Genomic DNA, 20,995 nt, shown 5'->3' with positions numbered 1-20,995 from the left:
CGGGCTGGCTCTGGAATTTATAACAGTCTTTGCCGGGAGTAATGAATGGCGAAGGTGATGGGGTGTGTATAAGAGTGGTTCTACGAGGTAATAATATTTATTAGGCTATTCTAGGTGAGAATATTAACTAATTCAGGATATGGATTAAAAGAGGGTGTGTGATGACTGAAATAAAAAAGGATGCGGTTGGTGAAATTGAAAAGAAAAGTGATCTTATAAAAGAGGTGGCGGGGCGTATTTGGGAGTACGCGGAGCTGTCTCTGAAAGAGTATAAGTCCTGCGATTTATACTGCGAGGTGTGTGAGAAGGAAGGTTTTACGGTGGAGAAGGGGATTTGTAATATTCCCACAGCATTCAAGGCGAGCTTTGGAAGCGGGAAGCCGGTGATCGGAATTCTGGCGGAGTATGATGCACTATCCGGGCTTTCACAGGAGGCTGCGTCACTTGAGGAAAAACCGATAGAGCAGGGCGGTTCAGGACACGGATGTGGTCACAACCTTTTGGGAGCCGGAGCTCTGGCGGCAGCGATCGGAATAAAGAAGTATCTTGAGGAACGATTGAAGAATGCTGAAGATAAACAGGCAGCAGAAGTCGGTACTGTAATCCTCTACGGCTGTCCCGGTGAGGAGGGCTGCGCTTCCAAGGCGTTCATGGCAAGGGACGGAGAATGGAAAAAACTGGATGCTGCGCTGACCTGGCATCCCGCTGACAGTAACGAGGTTGTTACGGGATCGTCGAATTCCTGCATACAGGTGGAGTACACTTTTCATGGAATAGCATCCCATGCCTCCGGCGCCCCTGAAAAGGGAAGAAGCGCACTGGATGCGGTAGAGCTGATGAATATCGGCGTTCAGTTTTTACGAGAACATATAAGTGACAGGGCGCGGGTGCACTACGCTATAACCGATGCGGGCGGAGTGAGTCCTAATGTGGTTCAGCCCAATGCGAAGGTGCTGTATATGGTTCGCTCCAATCACGTGGCGGAGGCGGTGGAGCTTCAAAAGCGTGTCGATAAGATCGCGGAGGGTGCTGCACTGATGACCGAGACGACTTTTGTCAGGAAGTTTGTTGATGGCATGTCGGATACTGTGACGAACCGCGCGCTGGAAAAAGTGCTCTATAAGAATTTCGAAGAGCTTGGGGTGCCGACCTTCAATGAGGAGGAACTCGAGTTTGCGAGTGCGCTTTCAAAGACCTTTGATTCGGATGGGAACGGGATGAATGTGGCCCTTTGTCCGCATTTTATGGGCGAGGCGTTTGAGCCAACTTCAACCGATGTCGGGGATGTGAGCTGGAATGTTCCGACAGCACAGATTCGTGTTACAGCCTGGCCTGACGGGTGTCCCGGACACAGCTGGCAGAATGTTTCCTGTGCCGGATCTTCGATAGGATATAAGGCAGCAGTTCATGCGGGCAAGGTTTTGTGTGCTGCGGCTATCGATATTTTTGAGGATAAAAATATTCTTGATGAAGCTGCAAAAGAGTTTGCGGAGCGCACGAAGAGCGGGTATGTCTGCCCGATTCCCGAAGACGCTATTCCGGAAGTATAATTTTTGTTGAAAAACACCAATTGCATTTGGCGCGATTTTAGTTTAAAGTATGTGTGTCGCACAACTGGCGGATATGTGGGTAACCACAGGGGAGTGCGAAAATATTTTGAATGTCGACCGCCTGGGCAACCGTTTGTAATGGTATGCTCAGGCGGTTTTTATTTTATATAAAACGGAGGTTTTTATGGTAAATCTTGCAACAGAACTTAGCTCAAATTCTTATCCGGGGCGCGGCATTGTGATTGGCACAAGTGCCGATGGAAAGTATGCTGTTACTGCTTACTTCATCATGGGCAGAAGCGAGAACAGCAGAAACAGAGTGTTTGTTACAGAGGGAGAGGGCATTCGCACAGAAGCTTTCGATCCCGCAAAGCTTGAGGATCCGAGCCTTATCATCTATGCACCTGTTCGCGTGCGCGGTGAGTACACAATTGTGACAAACGGTGATCAGACAGATACCATCTATGATCTTATGGAGGCAGGACAGTCCTTCGAGGAGTCCCTCAGAACCAGAGAGTTTGAGCCCGATGCGCCTAACTATACACCTCGTATTTCAGGACTTATGCACATCGATGACGGCAAGTACGACATCTCTATGTCTATTCTTAAGAGCGACCATAACGATCCTTCTTCATGCCTCAGATTTACATATAACTATGAGAATCCCAAGGCAGGAAAAGGTTACTTCATCCACACCTACATGGGCGATGGCAATCCGCTTCCGAGCTACGAAGGCGAGCCCACAGAGGTAGAAATCTCCGGTGATATCGACGAGTTCACAAAACTTGTATGGGATAACCTCAACGAAGACAACAAAGTCTCCCTTTTCACCCGCTACATCGACATCGCTACAGGCAAATATGAAACCCGCATTGTAAACAAAAATAAATAACACTATTACGTAAAATATTCCTTGTATAAACGATAATATTAAACTGAACCTATCAAAATTTTTATTGTATGAGTGAGCGGCCGGCGAAGTAAGCTATATTCTTTCTTAGCCGATTATGCGTATTTTGCAACGAGGCTAAGAAAGAATATAGCTTATGACAACGGCCGCGGACTACAGGAGAAGAAAAAATGAAAGAATTAGCACTTAAGTATGGTTGTAATCCGAATCAGAAACCCTCAAGAGTTTTCATGGAGGATGGAAGTGACCTTCCGATAGAAGTTTTAAACGGCAAGCCCGGCTACATCAACCTTCTTGATGCATTTAACGGCTGGCAGCTTGTTTCAGAATTAAAGGCAGCAACAGGAATGCCTGCAGCAACTTCCTTTAAGCACGTATCACCTGCGGGAGCTGCAATAGGACTTCCTCTTACAGATATTGAGAAGAAAATCTACTGGGTTGAGGACCTTGGCGACCTCTCACCTATGGCAAGCGCATATGCAAGAGCAAGAGGCGCTGACAGAATGTCATCCTTCGGTGATTTCATTTCACTTTCAGATACTTGTGATGAGGATACCGCAAGACTTATCAAGAGAGAGGTTTCAGACGGAATCATCGCTCCCGATTACACAGAAAAAGCCCTTGAAATTCTTAAGGCAAAGAAGAACGGTAACTATGCTGTAATCAAGATCGATCCCTCCTACAAGCCCGCAGCTCTTGAGAAGAAGCAGGTATTCGGAATCACTTTTGAGCAGGGACACAATGACATCGTGATTGATGACAAGATGCTTGAAAATATCGTGACAAATAATAAGGACCTCACCGATGCAGCTAAGAAGGATCTTTTGATATCCCTCATAACTCTTAAGTATACTCAGTCCAACTCAGTATGCTATGTAAAGGGCGGCCAGGCAATCGGTATCGGAGCAGGTCAGCAGTCGAGAATCCACTGCACAAGACTTGCGGGCTCAAAGGCGGATAACTGGTTCCTCAGACAGTCACCCCAGGTTCTTGAGCTTCCTTTCCTTGATGACATCAGAAGAGCAGACAGAGACAATGCCATCGACCTCTATATCGGCGTTGATTATATGGATGTTCTTGCAGAGGGCAAGTGGCAGAATCTTTTCAAGGTAAAACCGGAAGTCTTCACAGAGGCTGATAAGCGCGCATGGCTTGATAGAAATACGGACGTTGCACTCGGCTCTGATGCATTCTTCCCCTTCGGCGATAACATCGAGAGAGCAGCTAAGAGCGGCGTAAAATATGTGGCACAGCCCGGTGGTTCTGTGCGTGATGACAACGTTATTCAGGCAGCCAACGACCACGATATGGTAATGGCGTTTACAGGCATGAGATTCTTCCATCATTAATCATTTCGGGAAGCATTTCCGGAAGCACAATTAAACAGACTAACATTTTTGGAGACCCATATATTGGACATGTATGGGTCTCTTTTTGTGGTAAAATTTAGACTGTATAAACACCCAATTAGTGAAGGAGTTATTGACATGCTGCGTTTTATTTTTGGCGCCTCGGGAGCGGGGAAAAGCTATCACCTGAGGAAAGAAATAATTGAGAGAAGTATTGCTGAGCCTGACAGGAATTTTCTTATCGTGGTTCCTGATCAGTTCACCATGCAGACGCAGATGGATATTGTAAAACAGCACCCTGACCACGGCATCATGAATATTGATGTTGTCAGCTTTTCCAGACTCTCCCATCGTATTTTCGAGGAGGTCGGAGAGAGCCATGAGAAGGTGCTTGATGATATGGGTAAAAGCCTTGTGCTTAGGCATGTTGCGGAGGAGATAAAAAGTGATCTCCCCATAATAGGCGGAAGTATGCACAAGATGGGCTATATAGATGAAGTGAAGTCCACTGTTTCCGAGTTTATGCAGTATGGCATCGAATCGGAGATGCTGGATGATATTATGGATGTTTGCGGGAACAAAGGCGCTCTCAAGGCCAAGCTTTCGGACTTAAGGCTCCTTTATTCCGAATTTAAAAAATACATCAAGGGAAATTATATCGCCCAGGAGGAGCTTCTTGATGTCCTCTGCAGGGCGCTTCCATCATCGAAGCTTATCGCCGACAGTGTGATTGCCTTTGATGGTTTCACCGGCTTTACACCGATTCAGTACAGGGTTATTGCCGAGATACAGCGATTATCATCAGAGGTTATCTTTTCCTTTACTCTCGGACAGGAGGACAATCCCTATAACTATGACAGGAATGAGGAACAGGAGCTGTTTTTACTTACGAAGAAGACAGTTCATGACCTTTTGCGCCTTGAATATGAAAATGAAAAAAGCTCGGATCCTTCTACTGTGCCTGATTTTGAGAGATGGGCAGCCTATAGGAACGAAAACTCACGCGATGTCTTTTTGAAAAACACTGAGAAGGGAAGGCATGCATCAAATCCGGAGCTCACATTTTTGGAGAAGCATCTTTTCAGATACGGAAATGCTAAGTATGGAGTTTCGGAGAATGGAGATTCGCAGGAAGGTGAAACTGCAAAGTGCACAAGTATTGGTATTCTCGAGGCGGACACGGTAAGCCGCGAGGTTCAGATGGTTTTATCGAGGATCAGGAAGCTCATTAGGGAAAACGGAGAGCTGCACTATCGCGATTTTGCCATAGTGTGCGGAAGCCTTGAAAGGTATGGCGAGGTGATCAGCAATGAAGCCGGGAAGTATGAGGTCCCGATTTATCTGGACCAGACCGGTAATATCAAGCTGAATCCCCTTATTGAAGCTATAAGAAGTGCGCTTCTTACTGTGACTTCCAGGTATAGCTATGAGTCTGTGTTCCATTTTCTGCGCAGCGGATTGTCACCTCTTACGGCAAATGAGACGGACAGGCTTGAGAACTATGTTCGTGCCCTGGGTATCCGCGGAATAAAGGGATGGGAGACTGACTTTGAACGTATACCCGGACAGATAATGAGGAAACTCAAAATGTCCAATAAAAAGGACAGTGAAAATAATATAATCGAGGAGCAGAAAAAAGCATACCTGAGTGATTTGAATTCCCTGAGACAAAAAACAGTGGAGGCACTGGCGCCCTTATTTTGCGCTGAGGGGAAGAAGGTGCTTGATTATTCCCGCGCTCTCTATGAGTTCCTGACAGGCCTTGGCGCCCAGGGGAAAATGGCGGAGTTTGAGAATAGATTTCGAGGGCAGGGGGATGAGATAAGGGCAAAGGAGTATTCCGTTATTTATCGCAAGGTAATAGCACTCCTTGATCAGGTGACTGCGCTTATGGGCGATGAGAAGATCGCCTGGAAGGAATATGCGGAGATTCTCGATGTGGGCTTTTCGGACATCGAGATCGGTACCATTCCGCAGAGCGTAGACAGAATTGTTGTCGGAGATATCGAGAGGACGAGACTTAAGGAAGTTAAGACCTTGTTCTTTCTTGGAGTTAATGATGACCTGATTCCGAAGGCGGCGGGAACGGGCGGCATTATCTCGGATATCGAGAGGCAGTTCCTTGCTGATTCTCTGACAGGTATTGAGCTTGCGCCTACGCCCAGGCAGCAGATGTATATACAGAGACTTTATCTGTACATGAACCTGACGAAGCCTTCTGAGAGACTCTATTTGTCCTTTGCACATCTTGATCCGGATGGTAAGAGTATCAGACCGGCGTACCTTATAGGCAAGATAACGGCGCTTTTCCCCAGAGTGGTTACCGAGCGCTTTGATGACAGAGCAGAGGGTGACATTATTCAGACGGCCGGAAATGGCCTTGATTACATCGCAGAGCACATTCAGGACTACTCGCGAGGATATATGAACGAGGAAGAGGAGAATGCCTTCTGCGGGCTGTTTAACGCTCTTTCGGGTCATAGGGAGAGACTACTTAAAATGGTGGAGGCAGCGGGCGTCAGATACGATCATAAGCCCCTTTCCGATGCTGTGGCATCGATGCTGTATGGGAATTTCCTTGTCAACTCTGTCAGCAGACTTGAGAAGTATGCTCAGTGCGCCTATGCACATTTCCTTCAGTATGGTCTGAGGCTTGATGAGCGTGAGGAGTTCACCTTTGATCAGGCAGATCTCGGTACCGTTTTCCATGGCGCCCTGGAGAAATTTTCGAAAAAGCTGGAGGAGGAAAATCTTTCCTGGGACAGTTTTTCCAAGGAGGACGGAGAGCGGATAATGGAGGAAGCTCTCACCGAATTTACCGATGGATATAACGGCAATATCCTTGAGAGCACGAAGAGAAATGAATATCTGATGCAGAGGATAAAGCGTATCCTTTTCAGAAGTGTTGATACGCTCCAGTATCAGCTTAAGAAGGGTTCTTTTGTTCCAAGGAGCATGGAGACTTCCTTCGATGAAGCGGGTGAGATCGATGCAATCAATATCGCCCTGACAGAGGATGAGCGCGGCAGGATTTTGCAGCGCATGAAGCTAACGGGAAGCATCGACAGAATAGATACCTATGAGGATGCTGACCATGTCTATATCAAGGTAATAGATTTTAAATCGGGTAATAAGAAGTTTGATCTGTGTGCATTATATTATGGATTGCAGCTTCAGCTTGTCATGTATATGAATGTGGCAAGAGGAATGGCAGAGGCTAAGAATCGTGGGAAGGAAGCGGTTCCGGCAGCTATTTTGTATTATCATCTGACAGATCCCGTTCTCGACGGGGAGAAGGTGAATCCGGATGCCACAGGCGAAGAGGTCAACGCAATGATTAGGGAGGAGCTTCGTACAAGGGGACTTGTGCAGGCTGACAGGGAGATTATTGATCTTCTGGATCATGAGGCCGGGCAGAAGTCTGATGTAATTCCTGTGAAGTTCAATAAGGACGGGAGTTTCGCAAAGAACGGCTCGGATGTCATGAGTGCCGATGACTTTGAGCAGGTTTCCAGGTATGTAAGTCACCTTATAAAGAAGAGTGGCAGAAATATTTTAAAGGGGGATATAGAGGTTAACCCCTATTCTCAGGGAGACAATACGGCGTGCAAGTACTGCAGGTTCAAATCTGTCTGCGGATTTGAGCAGGGCATTCCGGGATATTCCTGTAGGGAACTCCCAAAGATGAAAGACGATGAAGTGATGCAGCGTATTGCATCGGAGGTTTGATATGGGATTTACACCTGAACAACAAGCTGTAATAGATGCGAGAAATTCGAATGTACTGGTTTCCGCAGCGGCGGGCTCCGGTAAGACTACTGTGCTTGTAGAACGCATTATACAGCGTATAACGGGCGATAACCCGATAGATATAGATAAACTACTGGTGGTAACTTTCACCAAGGCTGCTGCGGCTTCTATGAAGGAAAAAATACTGGCGGCAATACAGAAAAAGCTCGCCGAGGATCCGGATAATGCTCACCTTCAGAGACAGGAGACGCTGGTTCACGGAGCGCAGATTACCACTATTGACTCATTTTGCCAGTACATAATCAGGAATAACTTCAATGATATCGATCTCGATCCCTCCTACAGGGTTGGAGACGAGGGAGAGATGAAACTCCTGAAGGCGGATGTTCTTGAGGAACTTCTGGAGGAGAAATATGAAGAGGCGGATCCCGACTTCCTTGAATGTATGGAATATTTTGCAACAGGAAGTAGGGACGACAAGGTTGAAGAGTTTATTTTAAAACTTTATGACTACGCAATGAGTATGCCTTTTCCGGAGGAGTGGCTTACTGAGAGGGCAGATGACTACAGCCTTAGCGAGGAAGATTTCGACAGTGCACCTTTTGTGAAAAAGGCATTGGCCGGTTTTGCAGCCTCTATGGAGGAGTGCGTAGAGTATTACAGGATAGCCCTTAAACTTGCTATGGATCCTGACGGGCCGTACTTTTTTGGAGATCTTTTGGAGAATGAGCTTGACCAGGCATCTGCAATCAGACAGAGCGGAGATAAATCTTTCGATGAAGTCAGAGCCATGGTTTTGAATATGAATTTTGCAAGGCTTTCTACCAAGAAGGATGATTCTGTTAATGCTGATAAGAGAGAACTTGCAAAGAACTATAGGGATAAGGCAAAAAAACTTATAGGGAAGCTTCAAGAGAAATATTTTGCCGAGGATAAAAAGACTATTTGCGCTCATATGGCTTTTGCTGCAAAGCCCGTGAAAACGCTGGCTCTTCTTGCACTTAACTTCAAAAAGGAATTCGATGAGAAGAAGAGAGAGAAGGGGATAATAGATTTTGGAGATATGGAGCATCTTGCTCTTGAAATAATCCTTAAAGGCGGAGCAGCCCAGTACAGGGATTATTTTGAAGAGGTTATGATAGATGAGTACCAGGACTCGAATAATGTTCAGGAGTTGCTTTTATCTGCAGTCTCAGGTGAATCAGAAAAAATATATAACAGATTCATGGTGGGCGATGTAAAGCAGAGTATCTATAAGTTTAGACTTGCAAGACCTGAGATTTTCATGGAGAAAATGGCGAAGTATTCATGGGAAGAGGGACAGCCGGAGAGGAAGATCTCTCTTCACAATAACTTCCGAAGTAGGAGTGAGGTCTTAGACAGCGTAAACTATATCTTCGAGCAGATAATGGATGAGGATTTAGGACGCGTAAGATACAACGAAGATGCCAGACTTGTGGTGGGCGGAACATTTCCGCAGCCGGAGGGGGAGAATCCCTTTGCCACAGAGCTTTTACTCGGAGATGTAACAGACCTTTCCTCTGATGAAGGGAGAGAGCTTGAGGCCTCCATGATAGCGACGCGAATAGAGGAGCTGCTTGAGAGCGGAGTTGTAACTGAGGGCGAAGACAGTTTCAGAAAGGTCAGATACGGAGATATAGTAATACTTCTAAGGACTACCAAGGGCTGGGATGACATATTCAGGAAAACTCTGGAAAGCAGGGGAATCCCTGCCTATGTTGAATCGAGAACGGGATATTTCTCAGCGACAGAAGTGGTGACGGTTCTGAATTTCCTTAGAATTCTGGATAATCCGAGACAGGATATTCCTCTTGCAAGTGTGATGCGCTCTGATATAGGCGGCTTTACCGATGAGGATCTTGCGCTTATTAAGGCAGCCGACAGGGATACAGAGAAGACCGGCTTCGAGGGTGACAGCTTTTACGATATTCTTCTTAGATGCAAGAATCTCGAACAGCTTCAGCCCTTGGAGAATAAGATAAGCGCGTTTATAAATCTCATAGAAGACTACAGGCAGAGGGCCGAATATCTCCCCGTAAGTGAGCTTATAGGCACGATTTTAAGCGACACTCATTTTGCAGAGTACTGCGCATCACTTCCGGGAGGCACGAAGCGCCTTGCAAATCTGAATATGCTTAAGGAGAAGGCTGTAGACTACGAGAAGACCAGCTTTAGCGGAGTTTTCCATTTTGTAAGGTATATAGAGCAGCTTGAGAAATACGAAGTGGATTACGGCGAAGCCAATATTCTTGATGAAAATGCCGATGTTGTACGCATAATGAGTATCCACAAGAGTAAGGGACTTGAGTTCCCCGTTGTTTTCCTCTCGGGAATGGCAAAATCCTTTAACTTCATGGATACTAAAGACTCCGTTGTGCTTGACATGGACTATGGAATTGGAGCACCTGCCATTGATCTCGAGAGGCGTATTCAATATAAGACGCTGAGAAAGAATATCATGGGCGAGAATATGAAGATGGATATTCTCGGTGAGGAGATGCGTATTCTTTATGTTGCCATGACAAGAGCCAAGGATAAGCTTATTATGACCGGTCAGATAGAGATAGGCGATGAAGAAAAGGCATCTGAAGGAAGCCTTAGAGGAAGGCTAGGAAGGAATATGCTTCTGAGAAACAGAGAGGCACTTTCCGGAGAGATGCCCTACATTCTTCCGTATTATCTAAGGAGTTCTGCCGGAAGCTATCTTGATCTGGTTTTGATGGCACTTGCCCGTCATCCTGACTATGCGAAGCTTTGCGAGAGTGTTGGAGTGTCCTGTGATCCGTTAAACAGAAGCGATGAGGTCCCCTTTGGTTTCAGGGTTATGACTAAGGATGAACTGACAGCAGAAGAGATAAACAGAGATGTTACAGCCAAGGTGCGCCTGGATAATCTTCTTATGCCTGCCGGTCCGGAGAAACTGCGCTATGCAGATCTTTTCGGTGAGAGATTTGGCGACAGCTACGCATTTGACTCTTTCGAAGGCCTTTATGTAAAGACTACGGTTACAGAGCTTAAAAAAGCTATGCTGGAGCAAAAGGATGAGCCTACTCACTTTATATTTGACGAAGAAGAGATAGTTCCTTCCTTCATCGCCGAAAAGGAGAAACAGGCTAAAGGTGCTGCAAGGGGTACAATCTACCACAGAGTTATGGAGCTTTTGTATGATGAGGGAGATCTGACTCCTGATGATAGAGCAGGTGACCTTGTAAACTGGATGAAGAAGATGGAAGCTCTCGGCAGAATGCCCGAAGGAGCTTCTGACAGTGTGGATGAGAAGGATATACTTGCCTTTTATAAGAGCGACATCGGAGAGCGTATGAAGAAGGCTCACGATTTGGGAAGGCTTCACAGAGAGTCACCCTTTATGATGGGAATAAGTGCGAATAAGGTTAATTCCAAATTCCCCGACTCCGAGCAGGTTCTTATTCAGGGGATTATTGACGTCTGGTTTGAAGAGGACGATGGACTCGTTCTCCTGGATTATAAGACTGATAGAGTAAAGGACGGAAGCGAACTCTCAGAGAGATACAAAATTCAGTTGGAATACTATGAGGATGCGCTTGAGAGGATCACACATAAAAAGGTGAAGGAGAGAATAATCTACTCCTTCACCCTGGGCGAAACTATAAATTTGTAATTATGTAGTTCTCATCATGATGCAAGATGAAGCTGTTCTCTTACGTCTTCTTCATTTGCAAGATACTTGATTCTTGTGAATGCATTTCTGACTGCAGGAATACAGAGAATAGCAAATGTGAGCACTGCTTCAGCTCCGAGGTAGGAACCGTTATATACTAGTGAGTATCTGAAAGCGCTCATACCCTCAGGTGCATACTGGCCAAAGAAGATCACTCCTGAGAGTACTGCAAAGAACAGACGACCTAAAACACCTGCGATATAACCTAAGCTCATGCCATGCTTGAAACGTGAGAATAATCCGGAAACTCCAAGCGCACCAAACGCAAGGATATAATCACATATGAGCTGAGGAATACTGATGATATAGGGTCCGATGATGAGCTGAAGTAGTCCGTATGCGAGTGCAGAAGTAAGACCTGCTCTTACACCGTACAGATATCCTACGAATGTAATGAAGAACATCGAGAACAGTGTAACGGCTCCACCCATGGGCATCTCCCATATCTTGATCATTGATGTGATCATTGCCAGGGTAACGCACATAGCCGCAAATACCAGCTGCTTTACAGAAAAATGATTTTTATGATCTTTTCCTGTGAAAAAGCATGTAGCTATAAGCGCAAAAATAAATAACATAACCAGAAGGCCGTAGCCTGCTGAGGTGGGCTGGTAGGTATCGTCTACAAGCTTAAAAAATAGGGACATATAAAAACCTCCTCCGTTTATTATTCTGCACGGGGGAGGCTTCATTTTCATCATATTTACCGCATCGCGATATATATGCTTCCTTACGCCGGTATTACCCGGTTCAAGTAATAAGGGTCGATGTTGGGCTCAACACCATCTCAGCAAAGCTCCCCTAGCAAAATATTTATAATTTATATGTAGTTTTCGATTTAATTTAATGCTATTTCATAATCTTTGTCAACAGAATTATTGGGTGTTTTCAATGAAAATCAAATAGCGATATTATAACAGCGGTATACCGTTTTCTCTTGCATAGTCGGTGTAATCCTCAGCCCAAAGTGAGCACTGTACTTCACCAATGTGTGCCTTTCTTAAGAAGAAGAGGCAAAGTCTTGACTGACCGATACCACCACCGATGGTATAGGGAAGCTTTTTCTCCAAAATAGCCTTCTGGAAAGGAAGCTCTGCACGCTCTGTGCAGCCGGCCTTCTCGAGCTGCTCTTTAAGAGAATCCTCATCTACACGGATACCCATGGATGAGAGCTCAAGTGCAATATCAAGCACGGGATAGTAAACAAGAATATCGCCGTTCAATGCCCAGTCATCGTAGTCCGGAGCTCTTCCGTCATGCTTCTCGCCGGATGCAAGAAGATCACCGATCTGCATGATGAAAACAGCACCCTTTTCCTTTGTGATGAGATATTCACGCTCCTTGGCATCTTTTCCCGGATACATATCTTCAAGCTCCTGTGAGGTGATGAAGAAAATATCATGAGGAAGGATCTCTTCTATATAGTCATACTGAATTGACATATACTTCTCAGTCTTGCGAAGAACCTTATATATTGTACGAACAGTGTCCTTAAGGAAGTCAAAATTGCGGTCTGCCTTACTGATGATCTTCTCCCAGTCCCACTGATCTACGAATACCGAATGGATATTGTCGGGAATCTCATCTCTTCTGATAGCGTTCATGTCGGTATAAAGACCTTCGCCGACCTTGAAACCGTATTTCTTAAGTGCGTAGCGCTTCCACTTAGCAAGTGAGTGAACTATCTCAGCTTCACGCTCATTCTCCTCGCGGATATCAAAGGCTACGGGACGCTCAACGCCGTTCAAATTATCATTAAGTCCTGACTCGGGCGCAACAAACAGGGGCGCGGTAACACGGAGAAGATTCAAATTCTCAGAAAGAGTATTCTGAAAAAAGTCCTTAACTGTTTTGATACCGACCTGCGTGTCGTGGAGGTTTAATGCAGACTTGTAATCCTGGGGAATAATAAGATTTTCCATAACAATGCTCCTCTCGATAAAATATATTTAAAATTAAAGCGCTTTTTTTCGCTTCATGCAAGCAAAATATTTGCATTTCATGCGGTTTTTTAATAATTCACACCAAAAGAGCCATGAAATGGTAGTAAATTTTGAATTAACAACCTCAAAAAAACGCATAATATCCGCAACTTAATCGTTTTAAGAAAGTCTTAAGAAATTCCTAAGAAAATCTACAATATTTTTTCGTTTTTTTGATTTATAATTTCTCATTGTAAGGAGATTAAAGACTATGGAAATTAAGAAAGTAATCAAATTAACACCGAATCAGGTAAAGGATTTTGTTAGCGCTGCAACTAAGTGCGATTTCGATGTAGACGTTTCGTACAACCGTTTTACAGTAGATGCTAAGTCTATACTTGGTGTCTTTGGCCTTAACTTTGACTGCCCGCTTACAGTTCGCTATCGTGGGTTCAACAAGGAATTCGAAAACTATCTTAGTGAGCACGCTGTAGCTTGCTAATTATATATCATTGCGCATAAAGTTTTATCTGAAACGATGGGCTCCCCATGATATACTGTCATGGGGAGTTTTCATATTATGAAGGAAATTAAAATCTCAGTTCGAGCCCTGGTCGAGTTCCTATTCCGATCAGGCAATCTGGACAACAGAATACATCATGCACCTGACACTGCGATGCAGGAGGGCGGAAGAATACACCGCATGATCCAAAAGCGCATGGGGTCGGATTATCAGGCGGAAGTCCCGCTTAGTTACACACACACGGATACTAACTACATATTGACCATAGATGGCAGAGCCGACGGAGTAATGGAGAGGAAGGATAAGCCTCTTCTCGTCGATGAAATTAAAGGCACCTACAGGGATTTGAAGAAAATAAAGGAGCCTGACTACGTTCATCTGGCTCAGGCCAGATGCTATGCTGCAATCCTGACAATGCAAAATGAGCTTGAAAAGGTAAGCGTCAGGATCACCTATTGCAATATAGAATCAGAGGAAATAAAGCTTTTTGAGGAAGATCATACTGCTGCGGAGATTATAGAGTGGTTTGAAAATACGCTTTCTTTGTATCACAGATGGGCAGAGTACCTTGCAACCTGGGATGAGGTGAGAAAGAAATCCATACAGGGAGCGCAGTTTCCTTTCCCCTACAGAGAGGGACAAAAGGATCTTGCAGCAAGCGTGTATAGAACCATCTACCATGGCAGAAAGCTTTTTCTCGAGGCACCTACAGGCACAGGCAAGACCATTAGTACTGTTTTCCCTGCTGTTAAGGCTATCGGTGAGGACAAGGCTGACAGGATTTTCTACCTGACGGCGAAGACTATCACGAGGACAGTGGCCGAGGAGACCTTTGAGATACTTAGAAGGGAGCAGGACCTTAAATTCAAGACGGTGACACTCACCGCCAAGGATAAGATATGCTTTATTGAAAAGAGCGACTGTAATCCCGCGGCCTGCCCTTACGCAGAAGGTCATTTTGACAGGATTAATGACTGTATTTACGAGGTTTTGACCAAGGCGGACAGCTTCGACAGGCAGACTATTGAGCATTATGCAAAAAAGCACAGCGTGTGTCCCTTTGAGCTCTCACTTGATCTCAGTCTTTTTACGGATGCTGTTATTTGCGATTACAACTATGTATTTGATCCTTTTATATATTTGAAGAGATTCTTTGCGGCCGGTAATAAGGGAGAGAATATATTCCTGATAGATGAAGCCCACAATCTGCTGGACAGAGGAAGGGATATGTACAGCAAGGAGATTAACCTTGAAGTATTAAGGGCCTTTGAGAGCCTGATAAAAGCTGTGCATCCGAGGATTGCCAATATCGTGGCTTCTATATGCACGGAGATGGAGAAATATCGTGATGAGTGCGAGACAGCCATTGTGCTTGATGATATCTCACCTTTGATAAAGAAGATCAACCTGATCATCAATGTTATATCCTCATGGCTGGAGGACCACGCAGAGGGGATGTACAGGGATGAAATTCTCGAGTTTTATTTCGATATATCCGGATTTGCGACAATATATGAACTAATTAATGAAAAATATGTGATTTTTGCGGAAAATGATGAAGAAAACGGCTTCAGAATTAAACTTTTGTGTGCCGATCCTTCAGATAACCTCTCTCTATGCATGGAGAGGGCTAAATCTACAATATTGTTTTCTGCAACCCTTCTTCCGATTCAGTACTATAAGAAGCTTCTTGGAGGAACATCTGAAGATTATGAAATCTATGCGCACTCTGTCTTTGATCCTTCGAGGTGCGGAAGGCTGATTGCCTCCGATGTCACCAGCAAATACACTAGAAGAAGCGAGAATGAATACAGGAAAATAGCGGCGTATATTGATGCCATTGTAAGCGCCAAAAGCGGTAATTACATGATATTCTTTCCATCCAGGGTATTCATGGATGAAGTAGGATATATTTTTGAGCAGGAATATTATGATGAGAATACCCAGGAAATCCTTGTTCAGCAGGAGATTATGAGTGAGGAGGAGCGAGAGGAATTTCTATCCCGTTTTTCGCCGGCTAACGATATTGACCTTGAAAGTATTATCAACATGGAGATTGAGGTGGAGCCTTCCAAAAGCATTCTCGGTTTTTGTATGATGGGTGGAATCTTCGGAGAGGGAATAGATCTGAAGGATGACAGCCTCATAGGCGTTATCATAGTAGGCACAGGAATCCCCCTGGTTTGTAACGAAAGAGAGATAATAAAGGAGTTCTTTGAGCTTAGTGATGAGGATGGTTTTGACTATGCCTACAGATATCCCGGGATGAATAAAGTACTTCAGGCAGCAGGAAGAGTAATACGCACGGAAACTGATGCCGGGATAGTAGCTCTTCTTGATGAGAGATTTTTGCAACGGTCATATTATGAGATGTTTCCAAGGGAGTGGAAGGGGATAATCAGAACATCGACCAGTAGAGTCAAAAATGATGTGAAGGCGCTCTGGAAGCGGATAGAAGCCAAATAAAAAATGGAAACTATCATATAAATCGAGGTGTTTTTCAAGCGCATAAAGGGTATAGTTAACATAATTATAGAAAGTAAATATATTATGTTAACCAAACAATAGTCTGAATAGTTTGAATTATTTGAAAAATAATGCCCTTATTAATACAATATGACCCTCGTATACCAGAAAAATGACACTCGTGTATATGTGGATAACTCTGTGGAAATTGGGGATATTCCGAAAATGCTATTTTCAAAAGTGGCATAAAATGGGAATTCGGAGTGGTTTACGATATTGGGCTAAAGATAATCGAAATATCAACATGATACTAACATAGTCAATAAAACTATGTAAACCTATTTAAGTACATGACATAAGTGTCACACACAAAATCTACTCACATTTTTATTTCTAAATTATGCTTCATAATGGGGACTTTATTTGACAAAAAGCTGGTGTTTGCAATATCATAGAACAATATATGCTGATATAGATAAAGAGGATATTTTTATGAGAAAAGAATTGGCAAAAACCTATGATCCCAAGGGAATTGAGGATCGACTTTACAAGAAATGGGAAGATAACAAGTATTTCCATGCAGAGGTGGATGAGACAAAGAAACCTTTCACTATTGTAATTCCGCCTCCGAATATCACCGGTAAGCTCCACATGGGACATGCCCTTGATAACACAATGCAGGATATACTTATCCGTTATAAGAGAATGCAGGGCTTCAATGCGCTTTGGCAGCCCGGCACAGATCATGCTTCCATTGCTACGGAGGTTAAGATCATTGACACTCTTAAGGCAGAGGGCATCGATAAGAGAGACCTCGGACGTGAGAAGTTCCTTGAGAGAGCATGGGAGTGGAAAAAAGAGTACGGCGGAACCATTATTCAGCAGCTTAAAAAGCTCGGTTCTTCCTGCGACTGGGACAGAGAGCGTTTTACAATGGACGAGGGCTGTAACGAAGCTGTTACAGAGGTCTTTTGCAAAATGCATGAGAAAGGCTACATATATAAAGGAAGCCGTATCGTAAACTGGTGCCCTGTATGTAAGACTTCTATTTCAGATGCAGAGGTTGAGTACGAGGAGCAGGCAGGTCATTTATGGCATATCAAGTATCCTGTAATTGATGAGGACGGAACAGTAAGCAAGACCGAGTTCATCGAGTTCGCTACAACACGTCCCGAGACAATGCTTGGAGATACTGCTGTAGCAGTAAACCCTGATGATGACAGATACAAGAGCTTCAAGGGTAAGAAGGTTCTTCTTCCTATTGTAAATAGAGAACTTCCTATTGTAGAGGACTCTTATGTAGATATGGAATTCGGTACCGGCGTAGTTAAGATCACACCCGGTCACGACCCTAACGACTTCGAGGTAGGTAAGCGTCACAATCTCGAGGAGATAAACATACTTAACGATGACGCCACAATCAATGCCAACGGTGGCAAGTTCGAGGGTATGGACAGATATGCTGCAAGAGATGCCATCGTAAAGGAACTCGATGAGATGGGGCTTCTTGTAGAAATCGAGGACTACTCTCATAACGTAGGTACACATGACAGATGTCACACCACTGTTGAGCCTATGATCAAGGCTCAGTGGTTCGTAAAGATGAACGAGCTTATAAAGCCCGCAGTTAAGGCTGTTAAGGAAGGCGAGATCAAGCTTATCCCGCCGAGAATGGATAAGACCTATTTCAACTGGACCGACAATATCCGTGACTGGTGTATTTCCAGACAGCTTTGGTGGGGACACAGAATCCCTGCATATTACTGCGACAAGTGCGGAGAGGTAGTTGTATCAAAAGAGGCACCCACAGTTTGCCCTAAGTGCGGACATGATCATTTGACTCAGGATCCCGATACACTTGATACATGGTTCTCATCAGCACTTTGGCCGTTTGAGACACTTGGATGGCCTCATGATACTAAGGAACTCAAGTACTTCTTCCCTACAGACGTACTTGTAACAGGTTATGACATTATTTTCTTCTGGGTTATCAGAATGATATTCTCCAGTTATGAAAACATGGGAACATATCCTTTCCACACAGTTCTTTTCCATGGCCTTGTAAGGGATTCTCAGGGTAGAAAGATGAGTAAATCCCTCGGCAACGGAATTGATCCGCTTGATATTATCGATAACTACGGTGCAGATGCGCTCAGACTTACACTCATCACAGGTAACGCACCCGGTAATGATATGCGTTTCTACAACGAGCGTGTTGAGAACAGCCGTAATTTTGCCAACAAGGTATGGAATGCATCACGTTTCATCATGATGAATATGGGCGAGGATGAAAAGAGTGCGATCAACAAGCCCGCACCTGAGGGACTTGAGCCTGTAGATCACTGGATCCTTTCCAGACTTAACAATACAATCCGTGAAGTTACCGAAAACATGGATAAGTACGAGCTTGGAATCGCTGTTCAGAAGGTTTACGATTTTATCTGGGATGAATTCTGCGACTGGTACATTGAGATGGTTAAGCCCCGCCTCTACAATTCGGATGATAAGAAATCTCACGAGGCAGTTCTCTGGACTCTTCAGACAGTACTTATTGACGGACTTAAGCTCCTTCATCCGTTTATGCCTTTCGTAACAGAGGAAATCTTCTGCACACTTCAGGACGAAGAGGAGTCAATCATGATCTCCAAGTGGCCTGAGTACAAGGAGGAGTGGAACTATGCCGCTGACGAGAAGTCTATTGAGACTATCAAGGAAGCAGTAAGAGGAATCCGTAACATCCGTACACAGATGAACGTTGCTCCTTCAAGAAAAGCCATGGTTTACGTAGTATCCGAAAAGGAAGAGGTTCTTGATATCTTCCGTACAGGTAAGCTTTTCTTCGAGACACTTGCAAGCGCTTCCGAGTCAGTTTGCCAGAACGATAAGGCAGGCATTGCCGAGGATGCTGTATCGGTGGTTCTTGCTGAAGCTACAATATATATGCCGTTCTCAGATCTTGTAGATATCTCGGCCGAGATTGAGAGACTTGAGAAGGAAAAGAAGCGCCTCGAAGGCGAGCTTAAGAGATCACAGAATATGCTCTCAAACGAGAAGTTCCTTTCTAAGGCTCCCGCTGAGAAGATCGAGGAAGAAAAAGAGAAGCAGAAGAAGTACGAGCAGACATTCGCACAGGTTGAAGAGAGACTGGCTCAGCTGAAAAAGTGATGATAATACTATGATGGAAGAGTTGAAAAACAGCATCAATGAGCTGCTTACGCGTCTTGATGCAGGGGAAAGGCTCGGATTCTACGAATGCGACCGCTTTGTAGATCAGATACCGGCTTTCACGGAGAAACACTCTGTGGAGGAGACAAGGAAATTCCTGGAATTTATAGGAAGTCCTGACCGGAAAATGCACATAATCCATGTTGCCGGTACCAACGGCAAAGGATCTGTGTGCAATTATCTGTCGGAGATTTTGAGACAGGCGGGTTTCTCTGTAGGAATGTTTACATCACCGCATCTGGTAAAGGTAACGGAGCGGTTTTGTATAAACGGCAAACCCATAGAGGATTCGATTTTCTGCGAGATATTCGGAGACCTTCTTAGAAAAATAAAAGAATATAATTACGATGACGATTTTCCGTCATATTTCGAGTTTCTGTTTTTTATGGCGATGCTTCTATATGAAAAGTATCCGGTGGATTATCTTGTCCTTGAGACCGGACTTGGAGGAAGACTTGATGCCACAAACAGTATTCACCAGCCTGTACTTGACGTGATCACAGAGATAGGCATGGATCACATGCAATACCTTGGCAATACCATTTCAAGGATTGCCGGGGAGAAGGCAGGAATAATACGCAGCAATACTCCGCTTGTTTTCTGCAACAGGCGTGATGAGAGTACTGAGGTTATTGAAAAGCGTGCAGAGGAATTATCTGCCAAGGTTTACAAGGTAGAGCCTGATTATGTGAAGGATATTAAAACCGCACCGGATGATGCGGGTAATATTTGCATTGATTTTTCTTATGAATCTCAGTATGATAAATATTGCGGTCTGCGCTTGCAGACTGTCGCAAAATTCCAAATAGAAAATGCCGCTATTGCGATAATGTGTGCAAGAGCCCTTAGAGATATCGGCGTTAACATAGCAGATGAAGACATCAGCTATGGCTTGAAAAAGGCCAGATGGGGAGGAAGAATGGAACTTATTCTTCCGGGCTTTTATGTTGATGGTGCACATAATGTCGATGGTATGGAGGCTTTCCTTGAATGCGCGGGAGAAGTACCCTGTGAGAAGAAGAGAACGCTGCTGTTTGGAGCTGTTGCCGACAAACAATACCATCTTATGATAAGGCAGATACTGGAGAGCGGAATTTTTGATGAGGTCTGTGTTTCAGTGCTTGAAACCGGCAGATCCGTTTCCGAGTCACAGCTTCGTGCCGCTTTTGAATCTGAGATGCGAAATGCGAATATTGAACGCGATATTCGTTTTTCCTACTATACAAGTGTAAGGGATGCTCTTATGGACATCATAACCGAGCGCGGAGCCGGAGATGTGGTATTTGCAGCCGGATCGCTTTATCTTGTCGGTCAGGTGAGGGAGACACTGGGTATTTTACCCGGACACTGATGTATATTTGTTTTTCTTATGAGATTGTTTCTTTGGGAGCTTTACAATGATCAATTTTGAGAATGAACTTAAGAAGTTTCGTCCTAGCCTCGAGATAGAGGATGCAGAAGAGATTATTTATAATCAGGATCTGGATGACATGGCCGACGTGCTGGTTGGCCTGTTAAAGGATGCGAAGGCTGAGGAGATGAGCCGTCAGACACGTATCCACTGATACTCTGCATACAA

Annotated in this window: 12 protein-coding genes and 2 riboswitches; of the genes, 10 read left to right on the top strand and 2 right to left on the bottom strand. The window is 44.6% G+C overall.

Features of this window, described 5'->3' with window-relative positions; translation table 11 throughout:
• Positions 1-161 precede the first annotated feature (161 nt).
• From G596_RS0114200 to addA, 5 genes are all read left to right on the top strand, one after another.
• Positions 162-1,550: an amidohydrolase gene (locus tag G596_RS0114200; protein WP_022762500.1), complete on the top strand. Its 1,389-nt coding sequence runs from the start codon at positions 162-164 to the stop codon at positions 1,548-1,550.
• Between the two features lie 50 nt (positions 1,551-1,600).
• A riboswitch (ZMP/ZTP riboswitch) is annotated at positions 1,601-1,684 on the top strand.
• Positions 1,685-1,734: 50 nt separating this feature from the next.
• Positions 1,735-2,442 carry an IMP cyclohydrolase gene (locus tag G596_RS0114195; protein WP_022762499.1) on the top strand — a complete coding sequence of 236 codons (708 nt, stop codon included), beginning with the start codon at positions 1,735-1,737 and terminating at the stop codon, positions 2,440-2,442.
• A 188-nt stretch (positions 2,443-2,630) separates the two neighbouring features.
• Positions 2,631-3,809, top strand: coding sequence for a phosphoribosylaminoimidazolecarboxamide formyltransferase (locus G596_RS0114190; RefSeq protein WP_022762498.1), 1,179 nt, complete (start codon positions 2,631-2,633; stop codon positions 3,807-3,809).
• Positions 3,810-3,947: 138 nt separating this feature from the next.
• The gene (locus G596_RS0114185; RefSeq protein ID WP_022762497.1) at positions 3,948-7,538 is read left to right on the top strand and encodes a PD-(D/E)XK nuclease family protein; all 3,591 of its coding nucleotides are present in this window, start codon (positions 3,948-3,950) and stop codon (positions 7,536-7,538) included.
• A 1-nt stretch (position 7,539) separates the two neighbouring features.
• Complete coding sequence (gene addA, locus G596_RS0114180) at positions 7,540-11,220, top strand: helicase-exonuclease AddAB subunit AddA (protein ID WP_022762496.1); 3,681 nt, start codon at positions 7,540-7,542, stop codon at positions 11,218-11,220.
• A 14-nt stretch (positions 11,221-11,234) separates the two neighbouring features.
• Here addA and thiT read toward each other — a convergent pair whose 3' ends face one another.
• Both thiT and asnA read right to left on the bottom strand, forming a co-directional pair.
• Entirely contained in the window at positions 11,235-11,927 is a 693-nt protein-coding gene (thiT, locus tag G596_RS0114175) for an energy-coupled thiamine transporter ThiT (RefSeq protein ID WP_022762495.1), read from the bottom strand.
• A gap of 63 nt (positions 11,928-11,990) precedes the next feature.
• Positions 11,991-12,093: riboswitch (TPP riboswitch) on the bottom strand.
• A 98-nt stretch (positions 12,094-12,191) separates the two neighbouring features.
• Positions 12,192-13,202, bottom strand: a complete 1,011-nt coding sequence (gene asnA, locus G596_RS0114170) for an aspartate--ammonia ligase (RefSeq protein ID WP_022762494.1) — start codon at positions 13,200-13,202, stop codon at positions 12,192-12,194.
• A gap of 271 nt (positions 13,203-13,473) precedes the next feature.
• On the opposite strand from asnA, the gene G596_RS0114165 reads away from it, so the two are divergent.
• The 5 genes from G596_RS0114165 (at position 13,474) to G596_RS25275 (ending at position 20,981) form a co-directional block, all read left to right on the top strand.
• On the top strand, positions 13,474-13,704 hold the full coding sequence (locus G596_RS0114165) for an HPr family phosphocarrier protein (RefSeq protein WP_022762493.1): 231 nt from the start codon (positions 13,474-13,476) through the stop codon (positions 13,702-13,704).
• Between the two features lie 78 nt (positions 13,705-13,782).
• A complete protein-coding gene (locus G596_RS0114160) occupies positions 13,783-16,191 on the top strand; it encodes an ATP-dependent DNA helicase (RefSeq protein WP_022762492.1) in 2,409 nt (802 codons plus the stop codon).
• A 492-nt stretch (positions 16,192-16,683) separates the two neighbouring features.
• Positions 16,684-19,356 (top strand): valine--tRNA ligase, encoded by a 2,673-nt coding sequence (locus G596_RS0114155; protein WP_022762491.1) that lies wholly within the window; start codon positions 16,684-16,686, stop codon positions 19,354-19,356.
• 10 nt (positions 19,357-19,366) lie between these two features.
• Positions 19,367-20,767 carry a bifunctional folylpolyglutamate synthase/dihydrofolate synthase gene (locus tag G596_RS22310; RefSeq protein WP_022762490.1) on the top strand — a complete coding sequence of 467 codons (1,401 nt, stop codon included), beginning with the start codon at positions 19,367-19,369 and terminating at the stop codon, positions 20,765-20,767.
• 46 nt (positions 20,768-20,813) lie between these two features.
• Complete coding sequence (locus G596_RS25275) at positions 20,814-20,981, top strand: hypothetical protein (RefSeq protein WP_022762489.1); 168 nt, start codon at positions 20,814-20,816, stop codon at positions 20,979-20,981.
• Positions 20,982-20,995 lie beyond the last annotated feature (14 nt).

The organism is Butyrivibrio sp. AD3002 (assembly GCF_000420905.1).
Lineage (GTDB): Bacteria > Bacillota > Clostridia > Lachnospirales > Lachnospiraceae > Butyrivibrio.
Note: the sequence above shows the minus strand (reverse complement) of the source record. Positions and strands in the feature narration are given on the sequence as shown.